The 16,098-nt window shown below is 64.8% G+C and carries 13 protein-coding genes and 1 tRNA gene; 4 read left to right on the forward strand and 10 right to left on the reverse strand.

The window, feature by feature from the left end:
- Positions 1–2 precede the first annotated feature (2 nt).
- Positions 3–2,792 carry a phosphoribosyltransferase-like protein gene (locus ABS767_RS05815; protein WP_408077411.1) on the forward strand — a complete coding sequence of 930 codons (2,790 nt, stop codon included), beginning with the start codon at positions 3–5 and terminating at the stop codon, positions 2,790–2,792.
- On the opposite strand, the gene ABS767_RS05820 is transcribed toward ABS767_RS05815, so the two are convergent.
- Complete coding sequence (locus ABS767_RS05820) at positions 2,779–4,011, reverse strand: tyrosine-type recombinase/integrase (RefSeq protein WP_408078659.1); 1,233 nt, start codon at positions 4,009–4,011, stop codon at positions 2,779–2,781. The genes ABS767_RS05815 and ABS767_RS05820 overlap by 14 nt on opposite strands.
- Positions 4,012–4,137: 126 nt before the next feature.
- Positions 4,138–4,228 (reverse strand) — tRNA-Ser (locus ABS767_RS05825).
- A gap of 68 nt (positions 4,229–4,296) precedes the next feature.
- Between ABS767_RS05825 and ABS767_RS05830 the strand changes: the two genes are divergently transcribed.
- Positions 4,297–5,169: a peptidylprolyl isomerase gene (locus tag ABS767_RS05830; RefSeq protein ID WP_408077412.1), complete on the forward strand. Its 873-nt coding sequence runs from the start codon at positions 4,297–4,299 to the stop codon at positions 5,167–5,169.
- A 6-nt stretch (positions 5,170–5,175) separates the two neighbouring features.
- On the opposite strand, the gene ABS767_RS05835 is transcribed toward ABS767_RS05830, so the two are convergent.
- The 4 genes from ABS767_RS05835 to ABS767_RS05850 are packed head-to-tail and all read right to left on the reverse strand — an operon-like array spanning position 5,176 to position 8,692.
- A complete protein-coding gene (locus ABS767_RS05835; RefSeq protein WP_408077413.1) occupies positions 5,176–5,790 on the reverse strand; it encodes an ABC-type transport auxiliary lipoprotein family protein in 615 nt (204 codons plus the stop codon).
- 8 nt (positions 5,791–5,798) lie between these two features.
- Complete coding sequence (locus tag ABS767_RS05840) at positions 5,799–6,770, reverse strand: MlaD family protein (RefSeq protein ID WP_408077414.1); 972 nt, start codon at positions 6,768–6,770, stop codon at positions 5,799–5,801.
- Between the two features lie 3 nt (positions 6,771–6,773).
- Entirely contained in the window at positions 6,774–7,586 is an 813-nt protein-coding gene (locus tag ABS767_RS05845; protein ID WP_408077415.1) for an ABC transporter ATP-binding protein, read from the reverse strand.
- A complete protein-coding gene (locus ABS767_RS05850) occupies positions 7,586–8,692 on the reverse strand; it encodes an ABC transporter permease (protein ID WP_408077416.1) in 1,107 nt (368 codons plus the stop codon). The genes ABS767_RS05845 and ABS767_RS05850 overlap by 1 nt, the downstream gene beginning before the upstream one ends.
- A gap of 97 nt (positions 8,693–8,789) precedes the next feature.
- Between ABS767_RS05850 and ABS767_RS05855 the strand changes: the two genes are divergently transcribed.
- Positions 8,790–9,464, forward strand: a complete 675-nt coding sequence (locus ABS767_RS05855; RefSeq protein WP_408077417.1) for an HAD family hydrolase — start codon at positions 8,790–8,792, stop codon at positions 9,462–9,464.
- A 13-nt stretch (positions 9,465–9,477) separates the two neighbouring features.
- Here the strand turns inward: ABS767_RS05855 and ABS767_RS05860 are convergent, their stop codons facing one another.
- From ABS767_RS05860 to ABS767_RS05875, 4 genes are all read right to left on the reverse strand, one after another.
- Positions 9,478–9,777, reverse strand: a complete 300-nt coding sequence (locus ABS767_RS05860) for a hypothetical protein (protein WP_408077418.1) — start codon at positions 9,775–9,777, stop codon at positions 9,478–9,480.
- Positions 9,778–9,821: 44 nt separating this feature from the next.
- Positions 9,822–11,027, reverse strand: coding sequence for a DUF445 domain-containing protein (locus ABS767_RS05865; RefSeq protein WP_408077419.1), 1,206 nt, complete (start codon positions 11,025–11,027; stop codon positions 9,822–9,824).
- Positions 11,028–11,133: 106 nt separating this feature from the next.
- Entirely contained in the window at positions 11,134–14,271 is a 3,138-nt protein-coding gene (locus ABS767_RS05870) for an efflux RND transporter permease subunit (RefSeq protein ID WP_408077420.1), read from the reverse strand.
- A gap of 13 nt (positions 14,272–14,284) precedes the next feature.
- Positions 14,285–15,499: an efflux RND transporter periplasmic adaptor subunit gene (locus ABS767_RS05875; RefSeq protein WP_408077421.1), complete on the reverse strand. Its 1,215-nt coding sequence runs from the start codon at positions 15,497–15,499 to the stop codon at positions 14,285–14,287.
- A 251-nt stretch (positions 15,500–15,750) separates the two neighbouring features.
- Between ABS767_RS05875 and ABS767_RS05880 the strand changes: the two genes are divergently transcribed.
- Positions 15,751–16,011 carry a GlsB/YeaQ/YmgE family stress response membrane protein gene (locus ABS767_RS05880; protein ID WP_408077422.1) on the forward strand — a complete coding sequence of 87 codons (261 nt, stop codon included), beginning with the start codon at positions 15,751–15,753 and terminating at the stop codon, positions 16,009–16,011.
- Positions 16,012–16,098 lie beyond the last annotated feature (87 nt).

Genomic DNA, 16,098 nt, shown 5'->3' on the forward strand with positions numbered 1-16,098 from the left:
GGGTGTCAAAGGTTCTCGGGCGCATCGCTGATGAAATCTGCGCCCGATACCTCGCTCCCTATGTAGCGCGCATGCGCTTGGTCGGCTCCAGTCATCTGGAAGCCAAGCAGGTGCACGACTCATTGTGGGGCACCATCCCAATCAAGGCGCTCGAGGTCGCGATCCTCGACAGCCCACTGCTTCAACGCCTCAGGCACCTTCGACAGCTGGGAGTCGCCCATTGGGTCTATCCCGGCGCCGACCACTCAAGGTTCGAGCACAGTCTCGGTGTCCTCTATCAGACACAGCAACTGATCGCCGCGGTGAACCGAGCGGGCGCCGCGAAATACGGGGTCACAGTCATCGACGCCGATGACGCCCAAGCCCTACGCGTCGCCGCACTGATGCACGACATCGGACATCCCGTTCTCTCGCACGTATCCGAGTATGCGCTGCGCATCGATGCTACGATGCTCTTGGAAGTGCAGCGCGAGCGGAAGGGGCTGGGCGAGAACGTGTCTGTCAGCGAGCTTGTCGCGGCCAACATCGTCCGATCCGAACCCTTCAAACAACTCCTGGAAGCTGTAGGCGCTTCGAATCCCCACGCTGGCGGAAACGCGAATGCATGGAAGAACAACCCGGCACAGTTCGCGGATAGGGTCGCCAAGATAATCCTCGGGCAGCACGTCTCCGAACGCATTCCACTCCTGCACGAGCTGGTCTCCGGACCCTATGACGCCGACAAGCTGGACTACATGGTCCGAGACCCGCGCGCAGCCGGCATTCCCGCGATCATCGACATGTCGCGGCTTGTCCAGAAACTAACCGTCCAACGGCGGGAAGAGTCTCAGTTACCGGAAGTTATCGGCAAGCATGTGCCCCAAGGGACGCGCGAGGTGTTCCTGTTCGGCTTTCCCTGGAGCGGAATCTCCGTCGTCGACGAACTCCTTCTCGGGCGGATGATGCTGTATTCGAAGCTCTACCGGCATCCGAAGGTCGCGGCACTGGAGGCGATGGTCAAATCACTCATCGACCAGCTCTACCTCCTTGTTGGATCCGAGAAGGTCGTCAGCTTCGTCTACGACGTGCTCGACGATCAGTTGGTGCTGGCGAGCCGTTCTACCCTGCTCGCCCAGCTCGGACTGGAAGAGCAAGATGTCCAGGACGCGGAGAGACAGCGCGCACTCGAAGTAGCCGTCGATCTGCTGCGTCGCCTGCGTGAACGCGAGCTCTTCGTTCGCGCTTTCGCCTTCTTTCCCGGCCAGCCCAACGGCGAAGAAGACCCGATCTCCGATAAGTTCGACCAAATCATCAAGTCGATCGACAACGCCGCAAAGGCGGCCACCCTCCATGCGAATATCATCGAGCGCACGCGCGAAATTCTGAAAGCTTGTGGCGAGCCGGAGGATTCGTTCCGGTACAGGAACGCCGACAAGCTCATCGTTTTGCGAAAGCTCGAGCCGCCTTCTCAAAAGGAGCTGCGCCACGCATGGATCTTCCCAACCGGCGGTGAACCGAAGACGTTCGAGAAGATTGGCATCCACAAGGAAGCTTGGAGCAGCTCGTTCGTGTCCGCCTCGGCGAAGGGATACGTTCTGGCGCCGAAGGACTTGGCGAAGGCGGCTCTCCTCGCAACCGAGACGGTCATCGCGGAGACATACGGAATCGCCGTCCCCGAATGGATGCTCGAGGAGACCAAGCATTCGCAAGATACGCTTCGGAAGACGAAACTCGAACTGCGTACGGCGGGCTTTTACGGCAACAAGCCCCCGCTCATCCGGCCTCGGCAAGAGCGGCTGCGGATGAATGACGTAGAAAAGGCGGTGACCGCATTCGTGGATCGGTTCGGCGCGGTCCAAGAGACTGTCGCCGAGGTAGGAAATCTTGCCGACAATGCGTTCGGAGCTTCCACGCTCAAGGATCGAACCTATGCATGGCTCGATCAGTTCGACCAAGACGAGCATATCGACTGCGCGCTTGAACTTCTTTCCAAGGCCAAACTCGTAGGTCGCAACGACGTCGTTAACGCAGTCCGGTCGTTCATCGAGGATCACAAGGAATTTGCAACGGCGTCGGTGATTTCGCTCGACAAGGGTAACGACAGCTCGCAAATTGTTCAGTATTTTACTGCGGACGCCGGTCCTGGGCTCAGATTTTACGGCTCGCCCGAAGAAGCTGCGCGTGAAGGTCGATCCGATCCAATAATTATCGTCGACGACTTCTGCGGGACAGGCAACCAGTGGTCCAACATCATCGGATCCGCATTTGGGTTGCCTGAAGCGCAGAAACCCGAGCTGAACGAGCAGCGCACATTGGTGCTCGAGCCCGTCCGCGAATATCTGCGTAACCGCGACATCGCGTTCGTCTTTACCGGTGGTTGGGAGGACGGGCGCAAGGCCGTGTTAGACGCAGCCGCGGCCGCAGGGCTCAATGTCAAGGTGCACATCCACGTCACGGAAGAGCATCTTCCCTTCGCAGAGCAGGTGTTGAAGGGCAGCCACGTTGCCGAACACACCGAGAGCTTCCTCGCAAAAGCAGCGGAAATCGGCGATGCCCTGCTCCGATCGCGGGAGACGGATTGGGACGAAAGCAAGTTCGAACAGCGGAAACTCGGCTACGGAAATAGGGGGATGCTCCTGTTCTTCCCTTACAACGCGCCAAGTCAGACGATGACGTTCATGTGGTCGGACGGCACCTTCGACGGCCGCACATGGCTGCCCCTTATTCGGCGACGCAAGAAGAGCACGGGATCGGACGCTGCGTCCGAGCCGCCTGCTGATCCCGGACGAGAGCCATCGTTTAGTGCGGCGTAGGCTCGGCGCTTGCCTCCTCTACTTGCCTTTCATTCGATGGAGCGGGCGTGCTTTGACAGAAGGCTGCCCATTCGCGCATAAGAAGTCGGCGCTTGTCCAGGAAGTCGGTCCGGCGGTAGGCCGCCTCGACCTTGTTCGAGACCGTATGCGCGAGTGCGGCCTCCGCCACTTCACCGGAATAGTCGGTCTGCTCCGCAACCCAATCACGGAACGCAGAGCGAAAGCCGTGCACCGTCACGGTTAGCTCTCCATCCCGGAGAATTTTGAGCAGGGTCATGTCCGAGAGCGGCTTCTTTACGTTCTGGCCAGGAAAAACAAGGTCTCCGACACCCGCCTTGTACTTCTTCGCCCGTTCGAACACGGCAACCGCTTCAGCCGACAGCGGAACGATGTGAGGCCGCCCCATCTTCATGCGCGCGGCGGGAATCGTCCATAGGCCGGCATGCAAATCCAGTTCCGACCAGAGCGCGCCGCGAATCTCACCCGATCGCGCAGCGGTGAGAATGAGCGCTTTCAACGCAAGCCGCCCAACCGACTCGCGTTCGCCAAGCTTTTCAAGGAAGTCCGGGACGTCCGCATAGGGCATGGCGGCGAAATGGCCATCTTTCTTGGGCTGACGAGGTAGCCCCTTGGACAGCGATCGCATCGGCGCTTCGGTGGTGCGAAAACCCTTAGCGCAAGCCCAATCGAGAACCGTGCCGATGCGCTGACGTACCCGCCTCGCCGTCTCCGGCTTGGAAAGCCAGATCGGAATCAGAACCTCCCGAATCGCGGGACCCTCGATCTTGTCCACCGGGAGATCGCCGATCTTGGGGAAAGCGTAGGTGGTCAGGGTCGCAAGCCACTGGTTCTGGTGCTTGCCATTCTTCCAAGCCTTTTCGTGCTCCTCGTGCACGAGTTTGGCCGCATCACGGAAGGTCGGGACAGTCTGCCGTTCTTGCTTTCGCTCTGCGACCGGGTCGATTCCCTGCGCGATCTTCTTGCGCATCACGAAGGCTGAATCGCGTGCGTCCGCCAACGAGACGTTCTTCAGCGACCCCAAGCCGATTTCTCTTCGTCGCCCATTTGACTGAACCCGAAGAACCCATCTGCCGGCCGCCTTGCCGGTCACATCGAGAAAAAGGCCATCGCCATCGGCATATCGCCCCGGCTCGGACAGTGAGCGAACCTTAAGCGCGGTGAGCTTTCCCATAACCCTCGCTCTCAAAATACCCACCATTTTACCCACCACATTGTGGTGGGAAGTGGTAGGATTGAGTGAAATCCGGTGAAACGGAGAGTGCCGGATTTCGTGTGCTTTTATAGCACTTTAGAGGGTTTTGGCGAGCCCCAAAAGGGGCGCAAGTGGCGGAGCGGGAGGGATTCGAACCCTCGATACGGTTTTGCCGTATACTCACTTTCCAGGCGAGCGCCTTCGACCACTCGGCCACCGCTCCGCAATCGCTGGAAGCGCGCTGCGTAGAGACTTGGCCGCCGCTTCGCAAGCGCGTTGCGCAAGCGGGCCATGCATGACAGCTTGGCGCACATGCTGACCTCGTTCCTCGCGCTCGCTTTGCAGGCTGCTGCGCCAGCCCCGCTTCCGTCCGATCCGATCGAGGCCGACTGGCGCGACATCCCTGCCGACGAATTGCTGGTGATGACGCTGGCGAACGACCGGGAGGTCGTGATCCGCCTCGCACCGCGTTATGCGCCCGTCCATGTCGCCAATATCCGCAGGCTTGCCGCGGCGGGATGGTGGGACGCGGCGAGCGTCTATCGTGTTCATGACAATTACGTCGTACAATGGGGCGATCCGACCGAGAAAAAGCCCTTGCCCGACGGGGTCACCCCGCAGCCGCCCGCAGAATATGACTGGCGGAGGTTCGACGCCGTCACCCGGCTGACGCGCACCGATCCCTATTCGATGGCGACCGGGCACAGCGCCGATGGCTGGCCGCTGGCGACCAACGGCAAGGTCGCGTGGATCCCGCATTGCTACGCCATGGTCGGGGTTGCGCGCGACGTTGCGCCGAGTACGGGGAGCGGCGGCGATCTGTACGCGGTGATCGGCCATGGGCCGCGCCACCTCGATCGCAACATCGCGATCGTCGGGCGCGTGCTGGAAGGGATCGAGCATTTCTCGTCGCTACCGCGCGGCACCGAAGGCGGGTTGGGTCTCTATAAGGAGAAGCGCCAGCACGTCCAGTTCGTCCGAGGCCGGCTGGCCAGCGAGCTGCCCGAGGGCGAGCGCCCGCGCTTCCAGTATCGCGCCGCCGACAATGTCCGCTTCGCCGCCTGGATCAAGGCACGCGAGAACCGCCAGCCGCCCTTCTTCAACCTCCCCGCGGGCGGGGCGGATATCTGCAACGTTATGCCGCCGGTGCGCCGCGCACCCTGATCGGGCTCAACGCCCGACCCAGTCGGACACCTCGCCCGCCACCTGGTTCGCCGCCTGATTGAGCGCGAGACCAGCCGCCGCGGGGGTGATTTGGCTCAACGGCACCCGCGCTTCGAACCGGCGCTTTTCAAGGGCCGTCGCCGGGCGCGCGCCTTCGGCGGAGTCGGTTCGGTCGCGGATCAGCGTCGCGTCATAGACGACGACCGCCGCGCTGGCATTGGCGTCGACCCCGAACTGGCGCAGGTCGCCGCCCAGCCGCGCACCGCGATCGACAAGCGAAGCGCGCGTCGCAAGCACGATGCGGCCCGTCCGCGCCGTGATCGTGTCGGACAGCATCCGGGCAAACATGCGGTTGGGCGTTTCGACCCATTGCGCATCCTTGAGATAGGCGACGCTGGTGTCGCCACTGCGCACGGGGATGCGGGTAACCGCCAGCTCCTGCGGCACGCCCGGGACTGCGATCGTGATCGAGCGGGCGCTGGCCGAACTGGTCGTTTCCCCCACCGCAACGGTCGCGTCCGACTCGAGCGTGAGCAGGGAAGGGGGCGGCTTCGACCCGAAGCTGATGCAGCCGGCGAGCGGCAGCGCGAGCAGCGCGGGGATGAGGAGGCGGGTTCGCATCATCGGGCTCACTTCTTCCTGGGTTCGTAATCGGGCAGCTTGGGCGATCCGATGATCGAGCCGGCCCCTTCGCGATCGATCTTCTCCGCAACAGACGCGAGTGCGGAGGTCATCTGGCGGAGATCCTGGATCAGCTGATTGATCTCGGGAATCGTCCGCGTCGAAACCGTATCGATACCCGAATCGGCCTTGCCGAGCGTCCGCTCGAGCGCCTTCATGCTGCGGTCGGCCGACGCGATGGCACCGCGCAGGTCCTTCATCGCTGGCGACACCTGATCGTTCAGCACGCGATCGGTCGAAGCGGACAGGTCGCCGATCTTCTCGGCGGCATAGCCGGCCTGCTTCACCGTGTTGCGCAGTTCGGCAATGGCTGCGCGCATGTCCGGCGCACCTTTGGCGAGTTCGCCGGTCAGCCGCTCCGTATTTGCGAGGATGCCGCTGATCGATGCCTGATTGCGGTCCGACAGCAATTCGGTGAGCCGCTCGGTGAGCGTCGACAGCCGCTCGAGCAGCCGCGGCGCCGAGTTGAGCAATGCGCCGAGGCCGCCCTGCTTCGTCGGGATCACCGGGACGCCGAGCGGACACACGGCGCGCGGATTGGTCTCCGGACAAGCGATCGGTGACGCGCCCTTAACCGCGCCGTCGAGCTGGATCTGGCTGACCCCGGTAAAGCCCACGCCCTGGATCGTCGCGGTGGTGCCTTGCAGGATCGGCACGTCGCTGTTCACCGCGATGCGCACGCGCACCAGGCTGGGGTCGGGCTTGAACAGGCCGATCTCCTTCACCTGCCCGGCGGGAACGCCGGAGAAAGCGACCTGCGAGCCCTTGTTCAGCCCGTCCACCGCCTGTTTGAAGAAGATGTCATACTCCTTCTCGTTCGTCGTGCTGACCCGCGCGAGCCACACGGTGAACAGCGCCAGCACGGCAAGCAGGATCAGCACGACCGCGCCGACCAGCACATGATTTGACCGGGTTTCCATGCCTTAAGCCCCTCTGGCAGCCGCTCGTTCCGCGCTGGACACCGCCGCGCGGCCGCGCGGGCCATTGAAATATTCCTGAATCCACGGGTGATCCAGCGCGAGAAGTTCGTCGATCGTCCCGACTGCGATCACCCGCTTGTCGGCGAGCACCGCGACCCGATCGCAGATCGCGTAGAGCGTATCGAGATCATGGGTGATGAGGAAGACCGTCAGCCCCAGCGTCTGCTGGAGCGAGCGGGTGAGTTCATCGAACGCCGCCGCGCCGATCGGGTCCAGCCCGGCGGTCGGCTCGTCGAGGAACAGCAGTTCGGGATCGAGCGCGAGGCTTCGCGCCAGGCCCGCGCGCTTCTTCATGCCGCCCGACAGTTCGGCGGGATATTTGGGCCCGGCCTCGGGCGGCAACCCGGTCATCACCACCTTGTAGGCCGCGATCTCGTCGAGCAGCCCCTGGTCGAGCTGGGGATAGAATTCCTTGAGCGGAACCTGGACATTCTCCGACACGGTAAGCGTCGAGAACAGCGCACCGCCTTGGAACAGCACGCCCCAGCGGCGACGAATCTCGAACGCCTGATCGTCGGTCGCACCGAGCACCGGCTCGCCAAAGACGTGTACTTCGCCCTGATCTGGCGGCTGAAGTCCGATGATCGAGCGCATCAGTACCGACTTGCCCGTGCCGGACCCGCCGACCACGCCCAGAATCTCGCCGCGGCGCACGTCGAGGTCGAGGTCGTCGTGGACCACCTGCTCGCCGAAACTGTTGCGCAGGTTGCGGACGCGGATCACCGCTTCGCCGTCGTCGAAGGTCGGAGCGGTCATCAGTTCCACCCCACTTCGGTGAAGAATACCGCGAAGAAGGCATCGAGCACGATGACGAGGAAGATCGCCTGCACGACCGCGGTGGTGGTGCGGGTGCCGACTTGCTCGGCGTCCGCCTCGACCTGCATTCCCTGATAGCAGCCGGCGATCGCGATGATCGCGCCGAACACCGGCGCCTTGACCAGGCCGACATAGAGGTCGGTGATCGGTACAACTTCGCGGATGCGCTGGACGAAGGTGATCGGCGGAATGTCGAGCGCGATCCAGCACAGCAACCCGCCGCCGATCATCGCGATCAGCGAGGCGTAGAAGCCGAGCAGGGGCAGCATCAGCACCGCGGCGACAACGCGCGGCAGCACCAGTGCCTCCATCGGGCTCACGCCGATGGTGCGCATCGCGTCGATTTCCTCGGTCAGCTTCATCGTGCCGAGCTGCGCGGCGAAGGCCGAGCCCGATCGGCCGGCGACCATGATCGCGGTCATCAGGATGCCGAGTTCGCGCAGCGTGATGCGACCGACCAGATTGATCGTGAACACCTCCGCACCGAACTGGCGCAGCTGCACCGCGCCCTGCTGAGCGATGACGATGCCGATCAGAAAGCTCATCAGGCCGACGATTCCGAGCGCGGAGACGCCCACCACTTCGAACCGGTGCACCGTCGCGTGATAGCGAAAGCGGCGCGGGTTGGCGATCATGCGCCCGGCCGCGACCGCCGTCGCGCCCATGAAGCCGAGCAGGCCGTACAGCGTTTGGAACGCCTGCACCACCGCCTCGCCGACTTCGGCGAGCAGCTGCGCGAACGCGCCAAGCGGGCGTGCTGGCGTGGCGATCGGGTGATCTGCCTCTGCGACATGGTCGAACAATATCTGCTGATTACGGTCAAGCCCGACGACCTGCGCATCATGGTCTCGCGCGAACCGGTGGACCAGCCAGGCACCGACCGTGTCGAGTCGCTCGATGCCATGCATGTCGAGCGTCCGCACCGGCCCGTCGACGGTCCGCAGCCGGTCGGCTAGGTCGCCGATCGCGCGCAGCGACAGATTGCCGCTGAAGCGCAGCGTTCCGCCATCGTCCGTGTCATGCTGGAAATCGGCTGGCGCGCTCATCGGCGTCATCCTTGGTTCATTCGGACTGGATCGGCAAGCGCCCGTGATTACAGGTACTTCCCATCCAACCCGATTCTGGACAGGAAACAAGGCGCTGATGCGGCAGCTCGCAATCTACGACATGGACAAGACGATCACGCGTCGGGCGACGTGGACGCCGTTCCTGATCCATGCCGCCCAGGCGCGGGCACCGTGGCGGCTGGCGCTGCTGCCGCTCGCGGGGTTCGCGAGCCTGGCCTATCTCGCCAAGGCGATCGACCGCGCCCGGCTCAAGGAAATTACCCAGCGACTGATGATCGGCCGCACGATTTCCGCGTCCGATCTGGCGGCCGTAGCGGAAACCTTTGCCGAGGATGTCGCCGCGACCAATGTGTTCGCCGACGCCCGCGCGCGGGTGGAGGCCGATCGTGCCGCCGGATGGGAGCCGGTGCTCGCCACCGCCAGCCAGGGCTATTATGCCGGCGCGATCGCGGCGCGGCTGAACATCGCCAGCGTCATCGCGACCGCCGCGCGGCGCGATGGCGACGGCAATATACTGGCGCGGCTGGAGGGCGAGAATTGCTATGGCCCCGCCAAGCTGCGGCTGATCGAAGCGTGGATGGCGCGCGAGGGGATCGCGCGGGATGACATCCGCGTACGCTTCTACAGCGACCATGTCTCCGACGCACCTGTGCTCGAATGGGCGGACGAGCCGTTCGCGGTCAATGCGCACGGCCCGCTTCGGCGTCTCGCGGCGATCAAGGGATGGCCGGTGCTCGACTGGGAGCGCTGATGCGCGGCAACGCTCAGAGGCAATTACCGCTCGCGCATACCGCGAGCAGCAAGCCGTAGAGGAGTGCGGGACCGAAGACGACCGGGGCGGTAAGCAGGAGCAACCATCCCCATCTCATCCGCCGGATGGCCAGTGCCGTGCATACCGTCCAGACCACGACCGACCCCCCGTACAGCCACGCCGCGCTTCCGACCACCAGTTCGAGCCCGCCCTCGTCGGACCACACCTGCATGATCAGCAGCACGAAGACGATCACGACCGGCGGAAGCGCGAGCGCATATCGCCTTTGGTTGGAAACGCCGAACATCGCCATCCTCAAAGCCTTCGGACGCTCAAGCGCTCATGCCAGCGCGGCGATCACAGAACGGTATGCAGCGTGTGCAGCGTCAGCCCGACCATGCCGCCGACCAAAGTCCCGTTGATGCGGATATATTGCAGGTCCTTGCCTACCGCATTCTCCAGCCGCCCGGTGATCGTCCGCGCATCCCAGCCGCGTACGGTGTCCGACACCAGCCGCACGATGCCGTCGCCATAATCGGCTGCCGTGCCGACTGCGGCACGACGGACGAAGCGGTTGATCATGTGGCTGAGGCGCGGATCGCTCTGCAGCGTCTGGCCGAGCTGGCGCAGCGCCTCCCCCAGCTTGCCGGTCAGCGCTGCATCGGGATCGCGCGCGACGCGCAGCAGCGCGGCGCGGGCCTGGTCCCACATCCCCTCGATCCAGCGGGCGAGCGCGGGATTGTCGAGCATCTCGGCCTTGAACTCCTCGACCTTGAGCCGCGTCGGAATGTCGAACTGCAGGTCGAAGGCGAGCTTTTCCAGCCCTTCCTCGACCTTGGCGCGCAGCGGATGGCCGGGATCCTCGGCGACGTCCGACACCAGCTTGTAAAGCCCGTCGATGATCGCATTGGCCAGCGTTTCGTCGAGCCCGGTCCAGCGCATGATGGCGCCGGCCCGCTCATGCACCATCTTGCGGATCAGCGCTTCGTTCTGGTCGATGATCTTGGCCAGCCAGCGCAGCATCGAGTCCATCAGCGGCAGATGCCGCCCCTCGGCGATCGCGGCACCCAGCGCCTGGCCGAGCAGCGGGGCGATATCGGTCTGGCGCAGCCGGTTGGCGACGGCACCCTTGATCAGCCCGCCCAGCTGATCCTTGTCGAGCGATTCGAGCAGGCTTGCCGCCATGCGCGACGCGCCGCGGCGCAGGCGGCCACTGCTCTCCGGCGGCTGCGCAAGCCATTTGCCCGCCGCACCCGCCACGTCGATGCCGCGCATGCGTCGTGCGACGACACGCGGGATGAGGAAATTGTCGCGCAGGAAATTGGCGAGCGAGGTTGCGATCCGCTCCTTGTTGCGCGGGATGATCGCGGTGTGCGGGATCGGCAGGCCGAGCGGGTGGCGGAACAGCGCGGTGACCGCGAACCAGTCAGCCAGGCCGCCGACCATCGCGGCCTCGGCAAAGGCGCGGACGAAACCGGCGACGGTGTAATCGGGCTCGTAGCCGCGCGCGACGAAATAGACGATCGCCATGAACACCAGCAGGCCGGTGGCGACGATGCGCATCCGCCTGAGCGCAGGCGGAACGGGTTCACGGTCACGAATCACTGGACGCGAAAGCACGCGGATCGACGGGTTCATACCCGTAACAATCCGCGTGCCTCCTTTTGGTTCACTCGGCAGGTTCCGGACCCTCGCTTCCGCGATGGCCGATGCGCCCGCCCGGCTGATGTTCGATCACCTGGCCCTGCGGCCCGTGTTCGTCGCCGGGAGTGTAGGTCAGCAGACGCCGGCGCAGTCGCGGCCCGAGCCATTGCTCGACCCCGATCGCCAGGCTGAAGCTCGCCGGAACGATCACCAGCGTCAGGATCGTCGACAGGATCAGGCCGCCGATCACCGTGATGCCCATCGGCGCGCGCCACGAGGAGTCGCCTGACAGGGACAGGGCGGTCGGTACCATGCCCGCAACCATCGCGACCGTGGTCATGACGATCGGCTGGGCGCGCTTGTGCCCGGCATCGGCGATGGCGGTGAGCTTGTCGACGCCCTTCTCCATTTCCTCGAGTGCAAAGTCGATCAGCAGGATCGAGTTCTTCGCGACGATGCCGAGCAGCATCAGCAGGCCGATGAACACCGGCATCGAGATCGGCTGGCCCGCGACCATCAGTGCGAGCAGACCGCCCAGCGGTGCGAGCAGCAACGACCCCATGTTCACCAGCGGCGACATGAAGCGGCGGTACAGCAGCACCAGCACCGCGAAGACGAGGAAGATGCCCGCGACCACCGCGACGATGAAGTTCTGGATCATCTCCGCCTGCCACTTTGCCTGGCCGACGGTCAGCTTGCCGACGCCGAGCGGCAGATTCTTCATCGCGGGAAGCGCATCGATCTGCTTCATCGCGTCGCCGCTGACCACGCCGGGCGACAGGTCCGCGCCGATCATGATGCGACGCTGCTTGTTGATCCGGTCGATCCGGGTCGGACCTGCACCGAAGCCGATCTCGGCGACGAGGCTCAGCGGCACCGAGCCGCCGGTCTGCGTCTGGACCGGAAGGTTCTGGATCGTCGACAGGCGCGCGCGCGCATCCTGGTCCAGCGCCACGCGGATCGGGATCTGGCGATCCGAGAGCGAGAAGCGGGCGCTGTTCTGGTCGATGTCGCCGAGCGTGGCGATGCGGATCGCGTTCGACAGTGCGGCGGTGGTGACCCCCATGTCGGCGGCAAGATCCATGCGCGGGCGAATGACGATCTCGGGACGCTGCAGGTCGCCGGTGATGCGCGGGGCGACGAGCGTCTTCAGCCCCTCCATCTCCTCCACGATCTTCTGCGCGGTCCGCTGCAGCAGCGCGGGATCCTCGCCGCCCAGCGTGATCGTCAGCGCACGGCCCGAACCGCCCCAACCCTGTTGGTTGCGGAAGGATACGCGCGCGTCGGGAATCTTGGACAGCTCCGGCGTCAGCCGCCGCTCGAACTCGTTGCTCTTGAACGGACGCTCCTCTGCCAGCATCGCGGTCACGCGGCCGTTGCCGACGAAGGCTCGGGAATAGGTGTTTTCGACGCCCTCTTGCTTGGCGAGCAGATTGCGGACGCGATCGACCACAGCCTTGGTTTGTTCGAGCGTCGTTCCGGGGACCATCTCGATCGTCGCGGTGACCGAATCCTGGTCCTGGTCGGGCTGGAAGGTCATCGGCAGTGCGGTGAAGCACCAGATCGTCAGCCCGAACGAGGCGAGGCCGCCGACCACCGCCGACCAGCGATGGCGCAGCGTCCAGTTCAGCACCTTCATATACTGGTCCATCATCCACCCCTCGCCATGGGTGGCGTGGCCCTTCGCCTTGAGGAAATAGGCGGCGATCATCGGGGTGAGCAGACGCGCGACGGCAAGGCTCATCAGCACCGCGGCGACGACGGTGAGGCCGAAATTCTTGAAGAACTGCCCCGAAATGCCCGGCATCATGCCGACGGGCAGGAACACCGCGACGATCGACATGGTGGTCGCGACCACCGCCACGCCGATTTCGTCGGCCGCGTCGATCGACGCCTGATAGGCGCTCTTGCCCATGCGCATGTGCCGGACGATATTCTCGATCTCCACGATCGCGTCGTCGACCAGCACGCCCGCGACCAGGCTGAGCGCGAGCAGCGTCATCTGGTTGAGGTTGAAGCCGAGCAATTCCATGAAGAAGAAGGTCGGGATCGCCGACAGCGGGATCGCCAGCGCCGAGATCAGCGTGGCGCGCCAGTCGCGCAGGAACAGGAACACGACCACGACGGCGAGCGCCGCACCCTCGATCAGCGCCCACAGTGCCGATTCATACTGGTCCTTCGCGTATTTGGTGTTGTTGAACAACACCTCGAACTTGACCTTGGGATTGCGCTCCTGAAGCGACTTCAGCTTCTCCTGCGCCTCGGCGAACACCGCGACGTCGGACGCGCCCTTGCCGCGCTTGATGTCGAAGGCGAGCACCTGCTGGCCGTTCCATTCGGCCGAGTTGCGGATTTCCGCATATTCGTCGCGGACCTCGGCAAGGTCGGCGAGGCGCACGGTGCGTCCGCCGCCGATCGCGATCTGCGTCTGGCCGAGCTGATAGGCATTGGCGGCGTTGCCAAGCACGCGCACCGACTGTTCGGTGCCCGAGATTTCGGCGCGGCCGCCCGCTGCATTCAGGTTCACCTGACGCAGCTGCTGGTTCACCTGCGTCGCGGTGATGCCGTAGGACTGGACCTTGGCGGGGTCTAGGATCACGCGAATCTCGCGGCTGACGCCACCGATCCGCTCCACCGCGGTGAGGCCGGACACCGAAAGCAGTTCCTTCGACACCGCATTGTCGACATACCAGGACAGGTCCTCGATCGTCATGTCGGTGGCGATCGCGGTGAAGCTGGCGATATCGTTGTCGGTGGTGTTGGCGCGATAGACCTGTGGCTCGAGGATGCCGTCGGGCAGGTCGCTGCGGATCTGGTTCACCGCTTCGCGCACGTCCTGCACCGCGCGGTCGATCGGCGTGCCGATGTCGAGCTGGACGACGGTGACCGAGCTGCCCTCGGTCACGTTCGATTCGATCTGGTCGATGCCCTGCAATGCGCGCACCGCCGATTCGACGCGCTGGGTAATCTGCGTCTCGAGCTCGGTCGGCGCGGCGCCCGGCTGGTTGATGACGACGATCGCGATCGGGAAATCGATGTCGGGATCGTTGTTCACATCCATCCGCGCGAAGCTGACGAAGCCCGCGATGGTCAGCGCGATGAACAGGACGATGGGCGGAACCGGATTCCGGATCGACCATGCGGAGATATTACGGAAACCCATGTCCGTCGTTCCTTCAGCGCTTGAGCGTCGTGAGGTTCGGAATCACCTTCTGCCCCGGGTTCAGGAATGCACCCGCAGTCAGCACGACCCGCTCGGTTCCGGTCAGGCCGCTGGTGATCGCCACGCCGGCATCGGAGACCTGCCCGGTCTTGATCGCGCGGCGCTCCGCCTCATCCTTCGCGTTGAGGATATAGACGTAATTGCCCTTGGTGTCGCTCTGGATCGCCGACTGCGGCAGCATCGGCGCGACTGCGCCGCCCGCAACGATCCGTGCGGTCGCGAACCCGCCGGGACGCAGCGCCTTGTCGAAGCTCAGCGCGACGCGGGCGACGCCCTGACGCGTCTGGGGATCGATCACGGGCGACACCTGCCACACCTCGCCGGTGAAGGTCTGGTCCATGCCGACCGGGGTCACTTCCGCGCGCGCGCCGACGGGAATGCGGTGAAGATCGGCTTCGCTCAGCTGGGTGCGCAATTCCATCTGTCCGCCCTGCGCGACGCGGAACAGCGTGCCCGACCCCGCGCTGACGATCTGGCCCGGCTCGACCGCGCGGGTGAGCACGAGGCCGGCGGCCGGCGCGCGAATGTCGAGGCGACGGTTGCGCGCGGCGGTTTCCGAGGCCTGCGCCTGGGCGACGCGGACGCGTGCCGCCGCGGCGTCGCGGGTCGCGGTCTTGCGATCGATATCCGCCTTGGAGATGAAGCCGCGGTCGACCAGCTGCTTGGCGCGATCGAGTTCGGACTGGGCGATGCCGAGATCGGCCTGCGCCACGCGGACCTGCGCAGCCAGTGACTGCGCGGTCTGGCTCTGCACGCTGCGGTCGACGGTGGCGAGCACCTGGCCGGCATTGACCCAGTCGCCCGGTTCGACCAGCACGCGCGTCACCATGCCGCCTTCGCCCGCGACGCCGACCGGCATTTCGCGCCGCGCGGCGAGCGATCCCGTGCCGCTCACGACGCTCTGTACGGTCGACCGCCCCGGGACGGCAACGGTCACGGTGGGCAGCTGACGGCCCTCACCCTGGGCGGCCTTGCCCGCGCCGGCACCGGCAGCAGCCCCGGCCTTGTCGCCGGACCCGCCCGAAGCAAAGGCGAACCACGCACCCACGATCACGAGGATCGCGACCAGCGCGCCGATGATCCACCAGCGCCGACGCGACCGCGTACCCTCGTCGCCGGTCAATGCGAGCCGTTCTTCCCCACCCAACATCCGTGCCTCGTAATTCATGCGTGACCTCTTTCCACCGCGGCCATTCGGGCCGGCGCGGGTCTTTCCCGTCACGCTGTATTATCTGAATAAGTCACTCGCCTCAAGGGCTCTTTGCAACCCCGTCGCGCAATGCCTGTTTTCGTCTTGTTCGGCAAGGGTCGGCAGCGCGCCGCACCCCCCTAGAATCGGGGTTTGCAGCGGCTTCGTCATCAGGCAAGCTGCGCGCCTGCGCCGGCATGAGGGGGCGTAGGCGACAACAGGAGGAAAGCATGCCCGAAGGAATTCTCGGCTGGATTCTGATCGGCCTTGTGGCCGGCATCCTTGGCAAGCTCATCATGCCCGGCAAGGACCCGGGCGGGATCATCGTCACGATCCTGATCGGCATCGCCGGCGCGCTGCTGGCGGGCTTTATCGCGCCCTCGATCGGGGTCGATCTGTCGACGACGCTGTCGAGCTATGTCGCGGCGACGATCGGCGCGGTGGTGCTGCTCGCGCTCTACCGGCTGGTGATGGCGCGTCGCGTGCGCTGACCGCCTACTAATTTTTCGGGCCGTTCAGCCCCGGTTGTCCCGTCCTGTGCCACACAGCGGCGGGACAATTTGTTGAAGGGACCCCGA

It is taken from the genome of Sphingomonas plantiphila (assembly GCF_046000505.1).
GTDB classification, from domain to species: domain Bacteria; phylum Pseudomonadota; class Alphaproteobacteria; order Sphingomonadales; family Sphingomonadaceae; genus Sphingomonas; species Sphingomonas plantiphila.